This window comes from Arthrobacter sp. zg-Y1143 (assembly GCF_030125565.1).
In the GTDB taxonomy this organism is placed as follows: domain Bacteria; phylum Actinomycetota; class Actinomycetes; order Actinomycetales; family Micrococcaceae; genus Arthrobacter_B.
In genome coordinates this window covers 20994-38273 of sequence record NZ_JASKLW010000006.1, presented here as the reverse complement: position 1 = coordinate 38273, position 17280 = coordinate 20994, and the positions used below count along the sequence as shown (strand labels likewise).

Here is a 17280-nt window from a genome sequence, read left to right as displayed (position 1 = left end):
TTTCCAAGACTAACTAAGTTTCCAGGATTTCGCCGGTGGTCATATTGACCGCCGGAGCCCCCGCCATATCTTTATCGGCCAACCGGCTGCGCAGGTTAGCGGCCATGGCGGGACCGATGCCGGGAACCTGGCGCAGTTCCTCCTCCGTGGCCGCACGCAGTTTCTTCACGGAACCGAACTGCTTGAGCAGTGCCTGGCGTTTGGCCGGGCCGAGTCCGGGTACTTCGTCCAGCAGCGAAGCGGTCATGGATTTGCCGCGCTTCTGCCGGTGGAAGGTGATGGCAAAGCGGTGCGCCTCGTCGCGGATGCGCTGCAGCAGGAACAGGGCTTCGGAAGCACGCGGCAGGATCACCGGGAAGTCGCTGTCCGGCACCCATACTTCCTCCAGGCGCTTGGCGAGCCCCACCACCTGCACGTCCGTGATGCCCAGATCGTCCAGGGCCTTGGAGGCCGCGGCAACCTGGGGCTGCCCGCCGTCCACCACCACCAGGTTCGGCGGGTAGGCGAACTTGGCCTTTGGCGCCGGGGTCAGCGTGTCGGTCAGGGGCCGGACGTCGGCGTCGGGGCCGCCGGCGCGCTCGTCGGGCAGGTCCGTCGGGGCGTCGGGATCGGCGGCAGGGTCCGCATTCTCGGCCAGGTAGTTGCGGAAGCGGCGCGAAATAACGTCATACATGGACGCCGTGTCGTCCCGGGCAGCGTCGCCGGTGATGGAGAACTTGCGGTAGTCCGATTTCTTCGGCAGGCCGTCTTCAGCCACCACCATGGAGGCCACCACGTTGGTGCCGGAAACGTGGGAGATGTCGTAGCACTCGATGCGCAGCGGCGGGGAGGCCAGGTCCAGGGCCTCCTGCAGTTCCTGCAGGGCAGCCGAACGGGTGGTAATGTCCCCGGCCCTGCGGCTTTTGTGCAGGCGCAGTGCATCCGATGCGTTCCGGGCCACGGTTTCCATCAGCGCTTTTTTGTCGCCGCGCATGGGCACCCGGATGTCTACGCGGGCTCCGCGCAGCCCGTACAGCCATTCGGCAAGTTCTTCGGCGTTGGGCGGCAGCACGGGAACCAGCACCTGGCGCGGGATCCGGTCCGTAGAGTTTGCCGAGCCGTAGACCTGCTGGATCAGGTGTTCCACCAGGTCCGCGGTGTCGTTGTCCTCCACCTTTTCCACAACCCAGCCGCGCTGGCCGCGGATGCGTCCGCCGCGGACGTGGAAAACCTGGGCCGAGGCTTCCAGCTCGTCTTCTTCCAGGGCGAAGATGTCCGCGTCGGTGTCTTCGCTCAGGACTACGTTGTTGCGCTCGAAGACCTTCCGCAGGGCGGAGATGTCATCGCGGAGCCGGGCGGCGGATTCATAGTCCAGTTCGGCGACGGCTGCCTGCATCTCCTTTTCCAGGCCGGAGATGAAGCGTTTGCCCTCCCCCGCCATGAAGTCGCACAGTTCAGCGGCCAGCTGGCGGTGGTCCTCGGGGCTGATCCGTCCCACGCAGGGTGCGGAGCACTTGTCGATGTAGCCCAGCAGGCACGGCCGGCCGGTGCGCTCGGCCCGCTTGAACACTCCGCTGCTGCAGGTGCGGACCGGGAAGACGCGCAACAGCGTGTCGAGGGTTTCGCGGATGGCCTTGGCCGGATAGAACGGGCCGAAGTAGCGGGTGTCCTTGCGCCGGTCCCCCCGCATGACCTGCGCCCGCGGGTACTTCTCTCCCATGGTGACGGCCAGGTAGGGGTAGGACTTGTCGTCCCGGAACATGATGTTGAACCGGGGATTGAATTCCTTGATCCAGGTGTACTCGAGCTGCAGCGCTTCGAGCTCGGTGCCCACCACCGTCCACTCCACGCTGGCCGCGGTATGCACCATGGCACGCGTTTTGGGCATCAGCCCGCGCGGATTGGCGAAATAGGAGTTCAGGCGGGAGCGGAGGTTCTTGGCCTTGCCCACGTAAATGACTCGGCCGTGTTCATCCCGGAAACGGTAGACGCCCGGGGCGGTGGGGATCTCCCCTGTTTTCGGCCGGTAAGTTGCTGGATCTGCCACTTTTCCATCCTACGTTCGCCCGCGGGTGCGGCCGGACGACGCCGTGCGGTTTCGCCCGGCGCTGAACCCCGGGCGCCCTGGTGCGTGACCCCGCCTTACCCCTCGGGGCGGTTCCGGTTATAACTCTCGGAGCGTTCCTGGCCGCTCAGCTCGGCGATGGCGTCCATGACGCGGTCCGTGGCCTGGCGCCGGGCGGGCAGGGCGTGGTCCGGCCCCGTCTTTTGGAAGTACAGGGGCGGTCCCACCTTGAGGGTGAAGTGCCCGGGCTTGACGGTTTTCTTGCCCGCTGGCTGCAGGTTTTCCGTGCCGATCAGGCCCACGGGCACCACCGGGGCGCCGGAGGTCAGTGCCAGCCAGCCCACGCCGGTGCGGCCGCGGTACAGCAGTCCGTCGCGGGAACGGGTGCCTTCGGGATAGATCCCCACACCCCCGCCCTCCTCGAGGATGTCCAGCAGCGTCTTCAGCGCCGCAACGCTGGCAGCCTGCTGGTCCCGCTGCACCGGGATGGAACCGACACCCTCGAAGAAGCTCTTCATGGCGTAGCCCTTCAGCCCGGTGCCGGTGAAGTATTCGGCCTTGGCGAAGAATCCGACGCGCCGCGGCAGCAGCGCCTGCACCAGCACGCTGTCCAGGAAGGACAAGTGATTGCAGGCGACGATAAAGGGCCCAGTGGCGGGAACGTTCTCCAGGCCGGTGATGGTTGGCCGGCACAGCCCGCCCACGAATGCGCGGATACCTGTCCTGGTGAGGTTATACAGCGCCATGGAGTGCCGATCCGTTCCGTGCGTACCGCAGCACCGTATCCACCAGGTCATCAGCGGTGGCAACGACGGCGGCTGCACCTGCTTCTTCCAGCTCTCCTGCCGCTGCGAATCCCCAGGAGACGCCAATGCAGTCCAGGCCGTTGGCGGAGGCGCCCTCGACGTCGTGCCTTCGGTCGCCGATCATCACGGCGCGGTCATAGGAACCCTTGTGCCGGTCCAGGGCGGCGCGGATGATGCTGCGCTTGCCGTCCAGGGCGGCGGCGGCCTGCTCATCGGCAGGTGAGCCGTGCACGGACGCAAACAGGTCCGCAAGCTGCTGGACGCCGAGGAGTTCCGCGGCCAGCGGCTCGGGCTTCTGGGTGGCTACGGCAACCGTGTGGTTCTCCCGGAGGCGTTCGACAGCTGCTCGGATGCCGGGGTACGGACGGCTCTGTGCCATTCCGGACTCCCGGTAGCCGGCGCGGTAGCGTCCGATGACCTCGTCCAGCAGGTCGGCGGGAACCCCGGCAATGTCCCGCAGTGAGGTCACCAGAGCAGGACCGACCATGCGCTGCAGGTCCGCCCCTGAAGGCACCGGCAGGCCGCAGGCGGCAAGTGCGGCACTGATGCCGCCGGTGATGGCGCCCGCCGGGTCAACCAGCGTTCCATCCAAATCAAAAAGAACCAAGAGCCGGGGAGAAGTCACGGCCCAAGTTTGGCATACCAAAGCGGGCTAACGCGAAAAGGTATACCGGCGCAGGAATATGTCGGACCGCGACATATTCCTGCGCCGGCGTGCAGCCGGTGTGCCTTACGGGTTGAGGATCGCCGCCAGGAACGTGGCGGTGTGGCTGCCTTCGACCTTGGCCACCTTCTCCGGGGTGCCCGAGGCGACCACCTTGCCGCCGCCGGTGCCGCCGTCGGGACCCATATCGATGATCCAGTCGGCACTCTTGATCACGTCGAGGTTGTGCTCGATGGTCACCACCGTGTTGCCCTTGTCCACCAAGCCCTGCAGCACTTCCAGGAGCTTCCGGACGTCTTCGAAGTGCAGGCCCGTAGTGGGCTCGTCCAGCACGTAGATGCTGCGGCCGTTGGAACGCTTCTGCAGCTCGCTGGCCAGCTTCACACGCTGCGCCTCGCCGCCGGACAGCGTGGTGGCCGGCTGGCCCAGCCGGACATAGCCCAGGCCCACGTCCACCAGGGTGTTCAGGTGCCGGGAAATAGGCCCGAAGGCGGCGAAGAACTCCGCGGCTTCCTCGATAGGCATGTCCAGGACCTCGGCAATGTTCTTGCCCTTGTAGTGGACCTCCATGGTCTCCCGGTTGAACCGGGCGCCGTGGCATACCTCGCAGGGTACGTAAACGTCCGGCAGGAAGTTCATTTCGATCTTCAGGGTGCCGTCGCCGTGGCAGGCCTCGCAGCGCCCGCCCTTCACGTTGAAGGAGAACCGGCCCGGAAGGTAGCCGCGCACCTTCGCCTCGTTGGTCTCGGCGAAGAGCTTGCGGATGTGGTCCCAGACGCCGGTGTAGGTGGCCGGGTTGGAGCGCGGCGTGCGGCCGATGGGGCTCTGGTCCACATGGATAACCTTGTCCAGCTGCTCCAGGCCCTCCACCCGGGTGTGCCGGCCGGCCACATGCTTGGCGCCGTTGAGCTTGTTGGCCATGGTCTTGTACAGGATGTCGTTGATCAGGGTGGACTTGCCCGAACCGCTGACACCGGTCACTGCGGTGAACACGCCCAGGGGAATGTCCACGTTCAGGTTCTGCAGGTTGTTTTCCCGCGCCCCGACAATCTTCAGCTGGCGGGTCTTGTCCACCTTGCGCCGCTTGGCCGGGATCTCGATCTTCTTCCGGCCGGAGAGGTAGGCGCCGGTAATGGAACGCTCGTTCGTGAGCAGGTCCGCCAGCGAGCCGGAATGCACAATCTCGCCGCCGCGCTCCCCTGCCCCCGGGCCGACGTCGACAATCCAGTCCGCTTCCTGGATGGTGTCTTCGTCGTGTTCCACCACGATCAGGGTGTTGCCCAGGCTGCGCAGGCGGCTCAGGGTTTCGATCAACCGCCGGTTGTCCTTCTGGTGCAGGCCGATGGACGGTTCATCCAGCACGTACAGCACGCCCACGAGGCCGGAGCCGATCTGCGTGGCCAGGCGGATGCGCTGGGCTTCGCCGCCGGACAGGGTTGCTGCCGGCCGGTTCAGGCTCAGGTATTCCAGCCCGACGTCGAGCAGGAAGGTCAGGCGGGCCTGGATTTCCTTCAGTACGTTGCTGGCAATCTGTGCTTCACGGCCGGTGAGCGTGAGCGTTCCGAGGAAGTCGGCGGCCTCGCGCAGCGGCAGGGCGCTGATCTCGGCAATGTTGCGGCCGTTGATCAGCACCGACAGGGACGCCGGGTTCAGGCGCGCGCCGCCGCACTCGGGGCAGGCGATTTCGCGCATGTACTCTTCGTACCGGTCGCGGGCATGGTCGGATTCGGTTTCCTGGTGCTTGCGGTGGATGTACTGGATGACGCCTTCGAAGCCGGTGCTGTACTTGCGTTCACGGCCGAAGCGGTTCCGGTACTGGACCACCACCTTATGGTCCTTGCCGTTGAGCACGGCCTCGCGGACCTTGGCCGGCAGCTTCTTCCACGGCGTGTCCATGGAGAAGCCCATGTCCTTGGCCAAGCCGTCGAGCAGCCGGTTCCAGTACTCGGTGGTGGCGGTGCCCAGGGACCAGGGCGCGATGGCGCCTTCGGCCAGGGACTTGGACGGGTCCGGGATGATCAGGTCCTCGTCCACCTCCAGCCGCGAGCCGATGCCGGTGCAGACCGGGCATGCACCGAAGGGGTTGTTGAAGGAGAAGGAGCGCGGCTCGATCTCGTCGATGGCCAGCGGGTGCTCGTTGGGGCAGGCCAGGTTTTCGGAGAAGGTGCGGGTACGGTCCTCGCTGTCCTCGGGACGGTCCACGAAGTCCACCACCACGCGGCCGTCGGCCAGGCCGAGGGCGGTTTCCACGGAGTCGGTCAGCCGCTGCCGGATGCCTTCCTTGGCAACGAGACGGTCCACCACCACTTCGATGTTGTGCTTGATCTGCTTGCCCAGCTTGGGCGGGTCGGAGAGCTGGATCTGCTTGCCGTCCACGCGGGCGCGGGAGTAGCCCTTGGCGGCGAGTTCCTTGAACAGGTCCACGAACTCGCCCTTGCGGCCGCGGACCACGGGCGCGAGGACCTGGTAGCGGGTGCCCTCTTCCAGTTCCAGGAGCTGGTCCACGATGGCCTGCGGGGTCTGGCGGCTGACGGGTTCGCCGCAGACGGGGCAGAACGGCCGGCCCACACGGGCCCAGAGCAGGCGCATGTAGTCGTGGATCTCGGTGATGGTGCCCACCGTGGAGCGCGGGTTCTTGCTGGTGGACTTCTGGTCGATGGAAACCGCGGGCGAGAGGCCCTCGATGAAGTCGACGTCAGGCTTGTCCACCTGGCCCAGGAACATGCGCGCGTAGGCGGAGAGTGACTCGACGTAGCGCCGCTGCCCCTCCGCGAAGATGGTGTCGAACGCCAGCGAGGACTTGCCCGAGCCGGAGAGGCCGGTGAAGACGATCATGGCGTCCCGCGGCAGGTCCAGGTCAACGTTTTGGAGGTTGTGCTCGCGCGCACCTTTCACTACCAGGCGGGAAAGGTCATTGGCAGTATGCGGCGCAAACGTGGTGTCCGCCGTCGTAAGAGTCGATTTAGGCACGTTTTCCACTCTAGTTCAAACGCTGATTCGAAAACGTATTCGAGGTGCGGTGTTTCGCCGCAGGCGAAGCGCTGGCCGCCCTATTGCAGGGCTGCACGCAGGAAGGACACGGCTTCGTCAGGGGACACCCCGTTGGCGCGGACGGCATCAGCGTAGGTGCGCGCCGCCTCGGCCACCCTGGTCCGGCCGGCATCACTGCCGGCGGCGATCACTGTGCCGGCGCGGGAGCGGGTGGTGACCACCTGCGCCTGTTCCAGTTCCCGGTAGGCGCGGGCCACGGTGTTCACGGCCAGGCCAAGGTAGCCGGCCAGGGCGCGGACCGGGGGCAGCCGGGTCCCGACGGCGAGGCGCCCCTCGTTTGCCGCGTCCAGGATCTGCAGGCGGAGCTGTTCATACGGCGGCACCGAACTGGCGGCATCAATGCGGATCCACTTGAGCACCCCGGCGTCGCTGCCGGCAGAGGTGCGCTGTGGGCTGGGATCAGAAGTCATGGTGCCATGCTAGTGCCCGGAAGGGTCGGCAGGTGCCGGAAGCCCCTGCTCCTGGGCGTCCGCCTGCCCGGCAAACTGGGAGCGGTACAGCTCGGAGTAGAACCCCTCCGCGGCCAGCAGTGCGTCATGCGTGCCCTGCTCCACGATCCGCCCGTCCCGCACCACCAGGATCACGTCCGCGTCGCGGATGGTGGACAGCCGGTGCGCAATGACGAAGCTGGTCCGGTCCTGCCGCAGGGCGTTCATGGCCAGGCGGATGGAAATCTCGGTGCGGGTGTCCACGGAGCTGGTGGCCTCGTCCAGGATCAGGATGGACGGGTCCGACAGCCAGGCCCGGGCGATGGTCAGCAGCTGCCGCTGGCCCTGGCTGAGCGTGCCGCCGTCGTAGCCGAGCACTGTGTCATACCCCTCCGGCAGGGACCGGACAAAGTGGTCAACGTGCGTAGCTGCCGCCGCGGCCCTGATGTCCTTCTCGGTAGCGTCCGGAGCGCCGTAGGCGAGGTTCTCCCGTACCGTGCCCTCGAAGAGCCACGCGTCCTGGAGCACCATGCCCATGGTGCTGCGCAGCTCCTCGCGGCGCAGCCGGGCAATGTCGGTTCCGTCGACGGTGATCCGCCCGGCGTCGACGTCGTAGAAACGCATCAGCAGGTTCACCAAGGTGGTTTTTCCCGCTCCCGTGGGACCGACAATGGCCACGGTCTGCCCCGGCTCCGCCGTGAACGACAGGTCCCGGATAAGCGGGGCCTCCGGGCTGTAGCTGAAGGAGACGTCCTCGAAGGCCACCCGGCCGCGCACGTTGTGCAGGTGTTCCGGCTGCACCGGATCCGGTTCCTGCTCCTTGGCGTCCAGCAGGGCGAACACCCGTTCAGCGGAGGCGACGCCGGACTGCAGCATGTTGATCAGCCCGCCCAGCTGCCCCAGCGGCTGGCTGAACTGCCGGCTGTACTGGACAAAGGCCTGCACTCCTCCGATGGACAGCTGGCCGTTGGCCACCTGCAGTCCGCCCACCACGGCAACGGCGACGTAGTTCAGGTTCGAAATGAACATCATGGCCGGCATGATGATCCCGGATACGAACTGGGCCCGGAACGCGGAGCGGAACAGCCGGTTGTTCGCCGGGGCAAAGCCCTCAATCACCCGCTTCTGCTGGCCGAAGGCCTTCACCACGTCCTGCCCGGTGAACATTTCCTCGATGTAGCCGTTGACCTCTCCGGTGGACTTCCACTGGGTCTTGAACTCCGCCTGCGAGCGCCGCGCGATAAGCACCGTCACCAGTGCGGAAACCGGCACCGTGATCACGGCGACCAGGGCCAGCAGCGGGGAGATGGAGATCATCATCGCCAGCACGCCGATGATGGTCAGCACCGAGGTGATGATCTGGGTCAGGCTCTGGGAGAGGGTCTGCGCCAGGTTGTCGATGTCATTGGTGACCCGGCTCAGTACGTCTCCGCGTGACTGCTGCTGGAAATGGGACATGGGCAGGCGGAACAGCTTCCCGTCCACGTCGCGGCGCAGCCGGTACATGGCGTTCTGCACAATCCGCGCCGTCACCCGGGCCTGGAACCAGCCGAACACGAAAGCGGCCAGGTAGATGGCCAGCACGCCCAGCAGGATCCCGCCCAGCCGGCCGAAGTCCAGCCCCTGCCCGGGCACCACATCCATGGCGGCGAGCATGTCGGCCAGTTTCCCCTCCCCCGCATCCCGGAGCGCCTGTACCTGTGCGTCCTTGCTCGTCCCCGCCGGAAGCCCCTGCCCGATGAACCCGTCGAAGATGACGTTGGTGGCCTCGCCCAGGATCCGGGGCGCGGAGACGGCGAGCGCCACGGAGACGACGGCAGAAAGCAGCACCGCAGCCACCCGCAGCCGGTCCGGGGCCATCAGTCCCATCAGCCGCCGGACGCTGCCGGCGAAGTTCTCCGGCTTGGCGGCGGCTCCTGCGCCCGGGCGTCCCCGCATGGGCCCGCTCACGCTACTTCCTCCGCGGTGAGCTGCGAGGCAACGATCTCCCGGTACGTTGCCGTGGATTCCATCAGTTCGGCATGCGTTCCCTGTCCGACAAGCCGGCCTTCGTCCAGGACCACGATCCGCGCTGCGTCGGTAATGGTGTTCACGCGCTGGGCCACCACAATCACGGTGGCATTGCGGGTCTGCGGTTTCAGTGCTGCCCGCAGCCGTGCGTCGGTGGCGAAGTCCAGCGCGGAGAAGCTGTCATCGAACAGGTAGATGGACGGGCGCACCACCAGGGCGCGGGCTATGGCCAGCCGTTGGCGCTGGCCTCCGGAGAAGTTCGCGCCGCCCTGCTCCACGGGATGCTCCAGCCCGCCCTCCCCGGCACGGACAAACCCGTCGGCCTGCGCCGTCTCCAGTGCAGCCCACAGCTCCTCGTCGGTGGCCTCGGGTTTGCCGAAGCGGAGGTTGGAGGCGATGGTGCCGCTGAAGAGGTAGGCGCGCTGCGGCACCAGGCCTATTCCGGCACGCAGCGATGACAGTGTCACTCCCGCTATGTCCTGCCCGTCCACCGTAATGCGCCCGGAGGTGGCGTCCAGCAGCCGGGGCACCAGGTTCAGCAGCGTGGTCTTCCCGGCACCCGTGGACCCGATGATCGCCGTGGTCTGTCCGGGCAGCGCCTCGAAGCTGATGTTGAACAGCACGGGATCCTCGGCACCCGGGTAGCTGTAGCCGACGTCGGTGAAGGTGAGCCGGCCGCCGTCGTACGCCAGCGTGCCAGCACCCGGGGCGTCGCTGACGCTGGTGCGGGTATCCAGGACCTCATAGATCCGTTCCGCACAGACGGCAGCGCGGGGCAGCATCATGATCATGAACATGGACATCATGACCGCCATCAGGATCTGCATGATGTAGGCAATGAAGGCCGTCAGCGCACCGATCTGCATCTGCCCGGCGTCAATCCGGAACGCGCCGAACCAGATCACCGCAACAGTGGCCAGGTTCGCCACCAGCATGGCCGCGGGAAACAGCAGGGCCAGCAGCTGGCTGACGCGCAGCTGGGTGCCGGTGAGGTCGGCATTGGCGCCGGCGAACCGCTGTTCCTCGGAACGCTCGCGGATAAACGCCCGGATCACCGCAATGCCCATGATCTGCTCGCGCAGCACGGAGTTCACCCTGTCAATCTGCTTCTGCGCCCGCCGGAACAGCGGCACCAGGCGGCGCAGCACCAATCCGATCACCACAAACAGGGCCGGCAGGATCAGCAGCAGGATCCCGGAGAGCGGAATGTCCTGGTTCAGGGCCAGCAGCACGCCGCCCACCCCCATGATCGGGGCCGAAACCATCATGGTGAACGTCATCAGCAGGGTCATCTGCACCTGCTGCACGTCATTGGTGGTCCGGGTAATCAGCGACGGCGGACCGAACAGGCCCACCTCGCGGGAAGAGAACGTCTCCACGTTGGTGAAAAGCTGCGACCGGATGTTCCGCCCGGCGCTCATGGCCACCCGGGAGGCCAGATAGGTGGCGGCAACCGAACACACCACCTGCCCGGCCGTGACCGCGAGCATCCAGCCGCCGACGTCGAGGATCACCCCGGTATCTCCGGTGACGACGCCGCGGTCAATGATGTCTGCATTCAGTGTGGGAAGGTACAGCGTGGCCGCGGTCTGCAGCAGCTGCAGGAGAACGACGGCGGCGACCGCGCCTCTATAGGGGGCGAGGTTCTGCCGGACCAGCCTCAGGAGCATCCTTGCAACTTACGCCCGTTCGCGGGCGTAAGACAATAGCGCCACGGGCCGGGTTCGGAAGCCCCTGCCCGGCTAGACTTGCCGGATGGAAGATCTGCAGAACATCACCATCCGCAGCGTGTCCGTGGGCACCATGGACAACAACGTGTACCTGCTCACCGACAAGGAGTCCGGTGCCCAGGTGCTCATTGACGCGGCGGACGACTTCCCCGCGATCCGGCGCCTGCTGGGCGAGGGGGCTGCCGATGCCCAAGCCCCCGCGCGGCTTGGAACGGTCATCACCACACACAGCCACTGGGACCATGTGCGGGCCCTGGCAGAGACCGTAGCGGAGACGGGGTCACGTACCGCAGCCGGCACGGAAGACATTCCGGACATCGAGGTTCCCACGCTGCTGCCGCTGGAACACGGCGATACCGTGCCCTTCGGCGGAGCCGAACTCGAGGCGATCAAGCTGCGCGGACACACACCCGGCTCCGTGGCACTGCTCTACCGGGACCCGTCCGGCCCTGCGCACCTCTTCACCGGGGATTCGCTGTTTCCGGGCGGACTGGGCAATACCCAGAAGGATCCGGAGCGGTTTGCGTCCCTGTACCGCGACGTATTCGAACGTGTGTTCGAATACTTGCCGGATGACACCGTGGTGCACCCCGGGCACGGGGCGGCCACCACCCTGGGTGCGGAGCGCCCGCACCTGCAGGAATGGAAGGAACGCGGCTGGTAAAACCGGCTACCGGCCGCGCGGAAAGCTTCCGCCCGAGGCCTGGCCCTGCTTCCGCCCGACCATAAACAGCCGGCGGAACGGGAACACCGTTCCCCACCCTTCCGACGGATAGGCCTCTTCCAGCAATTCGGCGTACTCCGCCTCGAACTGGAAAAAGTCCGCTTCGGACAGGGCATTGATGACCGGCCGCAGCGCGGTCCCGCGCACCCAGTCCAATACCGGGTCCGTTCCGTACAGGACCTGCTGGTAGGTGGTTTCCCATACATCGGCCGCAAAGCCGGCCTCGGTCAGCAATGCCAGGTAATCCTCCGGTTCATCCACGGCATCACTGTGGCGCAGCACCCCCTGCAGCTTGCCGGCCCACTCGGCGCTCGCCGCCAGTTCCCGCAGCAGCACATGGGAGGGTGCATTAAAGTTGCCCGGTACCTGCACGGCCAGCCAGGCGCCGTCGTCGAGCGCCATTGCCCAGCGCTGCAGCAGGTCCTGGTGTCCCGGCACCCACTGCAGGGCGGCGTTGGACACAACGACGCCGGTGCCGGGGGCCGGCTCCCAGTCCTCGATCCGGCCGTGCACGAAGTCCAGGTTCGGCGGCACGTCCTCCAGCCCCCGGGCGGCTTCGATCATGTCGCGGGAGGAATCCACGCCCGTGACCTGCGCCCCGGGCCAACGGGCAGCGAGCGCCGCGGTCAGGGCGCCGGTGCCGCAGCCCAAATCCACCACCCGCCGGGGTGAGGATGCCGCTATCCGGGCGGTGAGGTCGAAGAATGGCCGGTCCCGGTGCGAGGAGAACTGTGTGTACTTGTCCGGATCCCATTTCATGCCGCCGAGCCTAGCCGCTGCTGAGACCGTAAAACGGGATCGGCGCGGCCCGATAGTCTGGTATGGACATGAAACTTCTTGAGCAGCTGCCCTCCCCGGATTCCGCCACCCGCACCGTTGACCCCGACGAGACCTACACGTCCTTCCTGGAGTGGGTCGAGAGCCGGGGAATGTCGCTGTACCCCGCCCAGGACGAAGCTGTCATGGAGCTGGTGACCGGCAACAACGTCATCCTGGCCACCCCCACCGGGTCCGGTAAGTCGATGGTGGCCATTGCCGCGCACTTCTATGCCATGGCCCAAGACGAGCGCAGCTATTACACCGCCCCCATCAAGGCCCTGGTATCGGAGAAGTTCTTCGCGCTGTGCGAGATCTTCGGGGCGGAGAACGTGGGCATGGTCACCGGCGATTCCTCGGTGAACAAGGACGCGCCCATCATCTGCTGCACTGCGGAGATCCTGGCCAACATTGCCCTGCGCGAAGGCCCGGACGCGGACCTGGGCACCGTCATCATGGACGAGTTCCACTTCTACTCGGATCCGCAGCGCGGCTGGGCCTGGCAGGTGCCGCTGCTGGAGCTGCCGCAGGCGCAGTTCCTGCTGATGTCCGCCACCCTGGGCGACATGACCCGCATCGCCAACGAACTGAGCGAGCTGACCAACCGCGACACGGTGACGGTCTCCTCCGTGCAGCGGCCCATCCCGCTGCACTACTACTACGTGGAAACGCCCGTGCAGGAATCACTCGAGGAACTGCTGGCCACCAAGCAGGTCCCGGTGTACGTGGTGCACTTCTCTCAGATCGAGGCCATTGACCGGGCGCAGGCGCTGATGAGCATCAACGTCTGCACCCGGGAGGAAAAGGACCGGATCGCGGAGCTGATTGCCGGGTTCCGGTTTGCCCCCGGATTCGGCAAGACGCTGAACCGGCTGGTGCGGCACGGGATCGGCGTGCACCACGCCGGCATGCTGCCCAAATACCGCCGCCTGGTTGAACAGCTGGCGCAGGCCGGATTGCTCAAGGTCATCTGCGGCACCGACACCCTGGGTGTGGGCATCAACGTGCCCATCCGCACGGTGCTGATCACGGCGCTGTCCAAGTATGACGGCACCCGCACCCGGCCGCTGAAGGTCCGCGAGTTCCACCAGATTGCCGGACGCGCCGGGCGGGCCGGCTATGACACGGCCGGCACCGTGGTGGTCCAGGCACCGGACCACGTGATCGAAAACGCCAAGGCCATGGCCAAGGCGCACGCGAAGTTCGGCGACGACCAGAAGAAGCTGCGCCAGGTGGTGAAGAAGAAACCGCAGGCCGGTTTTGTGTCCTGGGGCAAGCCGACCTTCGAGAAACTGGTGGACGGCACCCCGGAGCCGCTGACCTCCAGCTTCAACATCACCCACTCCATGCTGCTGAACCTGCTGGAGCGTCCGGGTGACCCGTTTGCCGCGGCGAAAAAGCTGCTCACGCACAACCACGAGACGCGTTCCTCGCAGCTGGCGCTGATGAAGAAGGCTTTGAGCATCTACCGCGAGCTGAAGACCGCCGGCATTGTCGAAGTGCTGCCCGAGCCCGACGCCGACGGGCGCACGGTTCGGCTGAAGGTCCACCTGCAGCCGAACTTTGCCCTGAACCAGCCGCTGTCCCCGTTCGCCATGGCCTCCCTGGAGATCCTGGACCCGGACAGTCCGTCCTACGCGCTCGACGTGGTGTCCGTGATCGAAGCCATCATGGAAAAGCCCCGCCAGGTGCTCTCCGCCCAGGAGAAGAAGGCCCGCGGCGAGGCAATCGCGGCCATGAAATCCCAGGGCATCGAGTACGACGAGCGGATGGCCCTGCTCGAAGAGGTCACCTACGCCCAGCCGCTGGCTGAGCTGCTGGAACAGTCCTTCGAGGTCTACCGGTCCGGCGCCCCCTGGCTGGGCGAGTTCGAGCTCAGCCCCAAGTCGATTGTCCGGGACATGTACGAACGCGCCATGAGTTTCGGCGAGTACGTGGCCTTCTACTCCCTGGCGCGCTCCGAGGGTGTGCTGCTGCGCTACCTCTCGGACACCTACAAGGCACTGCTGCACACCGTTCCCCCGGAGCGGCTGCGGGAGGATCTGGAGGACATCATCGAGTGGCTGGGCGAACTGGTCCGGCAGACCGATTCCTCGCTGCTGGACGAATGGGAGGAACTGACCTCCGGCGTCGATCCGGCCGCCACGGATGAACCCGTCCTGCCGCCTGCCCCGGACCGGCTCACCTCCAATGTGCGGGCCTTCCGGGTGATGGTGCGCAACGAAATGTTCTCCCGGGTGAAGCTGTTTGCCGACGAGGATGACCGCGCCCTGGGCGAGCTCGACGGCGACGCCGGCTGGGACGCCGACCGCTGGGCCCAGGTGCTGGACGCCTACTTCGAGGAACACGACGACATCGACGACGGCCCCGACGGCCGCGGCCCGGACCTGCTGATCATCACGGAAGTTCCCGGCAAGTGGAACGTGCGGCAGATCTTCAAGGATCCGGCGGGCCACCTTGACTGGGGCATCACCGCGGAGGTGGACCTGGCGGCGTCGGACGAAGCAGGCAGCCCGGTCATCAGGGTGATCTCCGCCGGACGGCTGGATTAGGCTGGACCCCATGCAGATCCGCCCCGCACGCAAAGAAGATGTCCCCGTCATCCTGGAACTGATCCATGACCTGGCGATCTATGAAAAAGAGCCGCACGCCGTGAAAAACACGGCCGAGGCGCTGGAAAAGAACCTTTTCGGGGACCATCCGGCAATTTTCGCCCACGTGGCGGTGGACCAGGGTGCAGTGCAGGGTTTCGCCCTGTGGTTCCTGAACTATTCCACATGGGAAGGTGTGCACGGCATTTACCTTGAGGACCTCTATGTGCGTCCGGAGGCCCGCGCCAAGGGCATGGGCAAGGCACTGCTGCGCACCCTGGCGAACATCGCCGTGGAACGCGGTTATGCACGGGTGGAATGGTGCGTGCTGAACTGGAACGAACCCTCCATCCGGTTCTACAAGTCCCTGGGGGCCCTGCCGCAGGATGAGTGGACCACGTTCCGGCTCACCGGCGAGGCGCTGGCCTCCTTCGGTGGTGCCGAATGAACGCGCCCGTCCCCCACGCGGCGTCGCGCACCTACCGGGTCCGCGGCATGAACGTGACCGATCACCGGTTCACCGTGCCGCTGGACCACTCGGTGTCCGACGGCGAAACCATCACCGTGTTCGCGCGCGAATATTCCGACGCCGGGCAGCGCCCGGCCATGGTGCAGGAACTGCCCTGGCTGCTGTACCTGCAGGGCGGACCCGGCGGAAAGGGCAACCGGCTGCTGCAGTTTGGCGGCTGGACGAAGGCCGCTTCCAAACACTTCCGCATCCTGATGCTGGACCAGCGGGGCACCGGTCTTTCCACCCCGGCGGACCGGCAGACCCTGGCCCTGCGCGGCGATGCCGCAGCCCGGGCTGCGTACCTGACGCATTTCCGGGCCGATTCCATCGTTGCCGACGCCGAGCTGATCCGGCAGGCGCTGAGCTCGGGACCGTGGACCACCTACGGACAGAGCTACGGCGGCTTCTGCACGCTCACGTACCTGTCCTTTGCGCCCGAAGGGCTCCGCGAATCCCTGATCACCGGCGGACTGGCACCGCTGTCCGGTCCCGCTGACCGGGTCTACGACGCGACCTTCCGCCGGGTGGCTGCCCGCAACGCCGAATACTTTGCCCGCTATCCCGAAGACCGCGAGCTGACCACACGGATTGCCCGGCACCTGGACGCCGTCCCCGAGTTCCTGCCTTCCGGGGAACGGCTCAGCGTGCAGCGCTTCCAGATGGCCGGTTCCTACCTGGGCGGCAACACCCGGGTGGACGGGCTGCATCACCTGCTGGAGGAAGCCTTTGTGCCGGCACCCGGAGGCGAACGGCTCTCCGACACCTTCCTGGAGACTGTGCACGGGCTGGTCAGCCGCGCTTCGAACCCGCTCTACGCGGTGATGCATGAATCGATCTACGGGCAGGGATCCGCCACGGACTGGGCGGCGTGGCGGGTGCTGAAGTCCTTCCCGGAGTTTGAGCCCACCGCCGAAGCGCCGTTGTTCACCGGTGAAATGGTCTACCCCTGGTACTTCGACGAGGATCCGGCGCTGGTGCCCCTGAAACAGACCGCGGAACTGCTGGCCCGCAAAGCGGACTGGGGGCCGCTGTACGACACCGGCCGGCTGGCCCGCAACACCGTGCCCGTGGCCGCTGCGGTGTACACGGATGACATCTACGTGGACCGGGATATCTCGCTGGAGACGGCCGCCGCCGTCCAGGGCCTAAAGGTCTGGGAGAGCGCCGACTACCACCACGACGGCATTGCCGACGACGGCGAGGCCATCTTCGACCGGCTGCTGGGCATGGTGCGCGGCTAAAAAATAAGCGGCGGGTAACCGGGGGGCAACCGGGTTAGAGCGGGCGGTCCGCCAGTTTCCGGACCCAGTCCGGGGTGGTCTTGCCGAGCTTGCGGTCCGTGGTCAGCCGCAGCCGGGCGGCCCTGATCTGCACGCGTTCCTGGTCCCGCCCCTGCTCCGTATTATGGCCGGCGGACTCGGAGCGGCCGGGAGTCTTATTTCCCTGTGACAGTGCTGCCGTAGTCATGGTCAGCCTCCTTAGTTCCGGGTGTGCTCGCTAGTTCATTCTCACTCATCCGGGCTTCCGCGTCCACGACTGCCGTCAGCGGGCGCGCCCAGGCGATGCTGATGATGGCGGTTTCCTCCTCCCCGGCCAGGTCGCTCTGGGCCAGCAGGTCCAGCACTCCCAGCCCGGTCTCCTGCCGCCGGGGATCTTCGGACATGGACGCCTCGATGGCCCACTGGGCGCGGTTCCACCATTCTGAACGCTGGTCCGCCTTCCGGCGCTGCTCCAGTGTTTTCCAGCCGATGATGAAGGTCAGGATGGCCGCAGCCAGCACGGCCAGCGGTCCCAGGGCTCCGAGGATCTCCCACCACGGGGCGTCGACGACGGCGGCCGGCTCGGGCGCGGCGGGCACCGGTGTCGGGAGGAGCGCGGACGAGACCATGCACCCAAGCCTAGCGT

General features: G+C 66.5%; 14 protein-coding genes. 4 read left to right on the top strand and 10 right to left on the bottom strand.

What is annotated here, in order from left to right; all coding sequences use genetic code 11:
- Positions 1 to 13 precede the first annotated feature (13 nt).
- The 7 genes from uvrC to QNN98_RS08655 form a co-directional block, all read right to left on the bottom strand.
- On the bottom strand, positions 14 to 2026 hold the full coding sequence (gene uvrC, locus QNN98_RS08685; RefSeq protein ID WP_227911320.1) for an excinuclease ABC subunit UvrC: 2013 nt from the start codon (positions 2024 to 2026) through the stop codon (positions 14 to 16).
- Between the two features lie 95 nt (positions 2027 to 2121).
- Positions 2122 to 2790, bottom strand: coding sequence for a lysophospholipid acyltransferase family protein (locus QNN98_RS08680; RefSeq protein WP_227911319.1), 669 nt, complete (start codon positions 2788 to 2790; stop codon positions 2122 to 2124).
- The gene (locus QNN98_RS08675) at positions 2777 to 3475 is read right to left on the bottom strand and encodes an HAD hydrolase-like protein (RefSeq protein WP_227926323.1); all 699 of its coding nucleotides are present in this window, start codon (positions 3473 to 3475) and stop codon (positions 2777 to 2779) included. Before QNN98_RS08675 ends, QNN98_RS08680 begins: the two co-directional genes overlap by 14 nt.
- A gap of 105 nt (positions 3476 to 3580) precedes the next feature.
- The gene (uvrA, locus tag QNN98_RS08670; protein ID WP_283996836.1) at positions 3581 to 6484 is read right to left on the bottom strand and encodes an excinuclease ABC subunit UvrA; all 2904 of its coding nucleotides are present in this window, start codon (positions 6482 to 6484) and stop codon (positions 3581 to 3583) included.
- Between the two features lie 80 nt (positions 6485 to 6564).
- Entirely contained in the window at positions 6565 to 6975 is a 411-nt protein-coding gene (locus tag QNN98_RS08665) for a GntR family transcriptional regulator (protein WP_283996835.1), read from the bottom strand.
- A 9-nt stretch (positions 6976 to 6984) separates the two neighbouring features.
- Positions 6985 to 8931 carry an ABC transporter ATP-binding protein gene (locus tag QNN98_RS08660; RefSeq protein ID WP_227926593.1) on the bottom strand — a complete coding sequence of 649 codons (1947 nt, stop codon included), beginning with the start codon at positions 8929 to 8931 and terminating at the stop codon, positions 6985 to 6987.
- A gap of 8 nt (positions 8932 to 8939) precedes the next feature.
- Complete coding sequence (locus tag QNN98_RS08655; RefSeq protein WP_283996834.1) at positions 8940 to 10673, bottom strand: ABC transporter ATP-binding protein; 1734 nt, start codon at positions 10671 to 10673, stop codon at positions 8940 to 8942.
- 85 nt (positions 10674 to 10758) lie between these two features.
- Between QNN98_RS08655 and QNN98_RS08650 the strand changes: the two genes are divergently transcribed.
- Positions 10759 to 11397 carry an MBL fold metallo-hydrolase gene (locus QNN98_RS08650; RefSeq protein ID WP_227926326.1) on the top strand — a complete coding sequence of 213 codons (639 nt, stop codon included), beginning with the start codon at positions 10759 to 10761 and terminating at the stop codon, positions 11395 to 11397.
- A gap of 6 nt (positions 11398 to 11403) precedes the next feature.
- On the opposite strand, the gene QNN98_RS08645 is transcribed toward QNN98_RS08650, so the two are convergent.
- Positions 11404 to 12216 (bottom strand): trans-aconitate 2-methyltransferase, encoded by an 813-nt coding sequence (locus QNN98_RS08645; protein ID WP_229959162.1) that lies wholly within the window; start codon positions 12214 to 12216, stop codon positions 11404 to 11406.
- Positions 12217 to 12284: 68 nt separating this feature from the next.
- On the opposite strand from QNN98_RS08645, the gene QNN98_RS08640 reads away from it, so the two are divergent.
- Genes QNN98_RS08640 through QNN98_RS08630 form a run of 3 tightly spaced genes read left to right on the top strand, consistent with a single transcriptional unit; the run spans position 12285 to position 16616 of the window.
- Positions 12285 to 14825 (top strand): DEAD/DEAH box helicase, encoded by a 2541-nt coding sequence (locus tag QNN98_RS08640; protein WP_227926594.1) that lies wholly within the window; start codon positions 12285 to 12287, stop codon positions 14823 to 14825.
- Between the two features lie 10 nt (positions 14826 to 14835).
- The gene (locus QNN98_RS08635; RefSeq protein ID WP_227926328.1) at positions 14836 to 15312 is read left to right on the top strand and encodes a GNAT family N-acetyltransferase; all 477 of its coding nucleotides are present in this window, start codon (positions 14836 to 14838) and stop codon (positions 15310 to 15312) included.
- The gene (locus tag QNN98_RS08630) at positions 15309 to 16616 is read left to right on the top strand and encodes an alpha/beta fold hydrolase (protein ID WP_283996833.1); all 1308 of its coding nucleotides are present in this window, start codon (positions 15309 to 15311) and stop codon (positions 16614 to 16616) included. The genes QNN98_RS08635 and QNN98_RS08630 overlap by 4 nt, the downstream gene beginning before the upstream one ends.
- Before the next feature lie 34 nt (positions 16617 to 16650).
- Here QNN98_RS08630 and QNN98_RS08625 read toward each other — a convergent pair whose 3' ends face one another.
- Positions 16651 to 16842 (bottom strand): hypothetical protein, encoded by a 192-nt coding sequence (locus QNN98_RS08625; RefSeq protein WP_227911310.1) that lies wholly within the window; start codon positions 16840 to 16842, stop codon positions 16651 to 16653.
- Complete coding sequence (locus tag QNN98_RS08620) at positions 16811 to 17263, bottom strand: hypothetical protein (RefSeq protein WP_227926330.1); 453 nt, start codon at positions 17261 to 17263, stop codon at positions 16811 to 16813. Before QNN98_RS08620 ends, QNN98_RS08625 begins: the two co-directional genes overlap by 32 nt.
- Positions 17264 to 17280 lie beyond the last annotated feature (17 nt).

What these genes read in the sequence shown, in the direction of transcription:
- QNN98_RS08680 (WP_227911319.1), bottom strand. Translation starts at nt 2,790, where the DNA reads ATGGCGCTGTATAACCTCACCAGGACAGGTATCCGCGCATTCGTGGGC.
- QNN98_RS08665 (WP_283996835.1), bottom strand. Translation starts at nt 6,975, where the DNA reads ATGACTTCTGATCCCAGCCCACAGCGCACCTCTGCCGGCAGCGACGCC.
- QNN98_RS08660 (WP_227926593.1), bottom strand. Translation starts at nt 8,931, where the DNA reads ATGCGGGGACGCCCGGGCGCAGGAGCCGCCGCCAAGCCGGAGAACTTC.
- QNN98_RS08655 (WP_283996834.1), bottom strand. Translation starts at nt 10,673, where the DNA reads ATGCTCCTGAGGCTGGTCCGGCAGAACCTCGCCCCCTATAGAGGCGCG.
- QNN98_RS08650 (WP_227926326.1), top strand. Translation starts at nt 10,759, where the DNA reads ATGGAAGATCTGCAGAACATCACCATCCGCAGCGTGTCCGTGGGCACC.
- QNN98_RS08645 (WP_229959162.1), bottom strand. Translation starts at nt 12,216, where the DNA reads ATGAAATGGGATCCGGACAAGTACACACAGTTCTCCTCGCACCGGGAC.
- QNN98_RS08640 (WP_227926594.1), top strand. Translation starts at nt 12,285, where the DNA reads ATGAAACTTCTTGAGCAGCTGCCCTCCCCGGATTCCGCCACCCGCACC.
- QNN98_RS08635 (WP_227926328.1), top strand. Translation starts at nt 14,836, where the DNA reads ATGCAGATCCGCCCCGCACGCAAAGAAGATGTCCCCGTCATCCTGGAA.
- QNN98_RS08630 (WP_283996833.1), top strand. Translation starts at nt 15,309, where the DNA reads ATGAACGCGCCCGTCCCCCACGCGGCGTCGCGCACCTACCGGGTCCGC.
- QNN98_RS08625 (WP_227911310.1), bottom strand. Translation starts at nt 16,842, where the DNA reads ATGACTACGGCAGCACTGTCACAGGGAAATAAGACTCCCGGCCGCTCC.
- QNN98_RS08620 (WP_227926330.1), bottom strand. Translation starts at nt 17,263, where the DNA reads ATGGTCTCGTCCGCGCTCCTCCCGACACCGGTGCCCGCCGCGCCCGAG.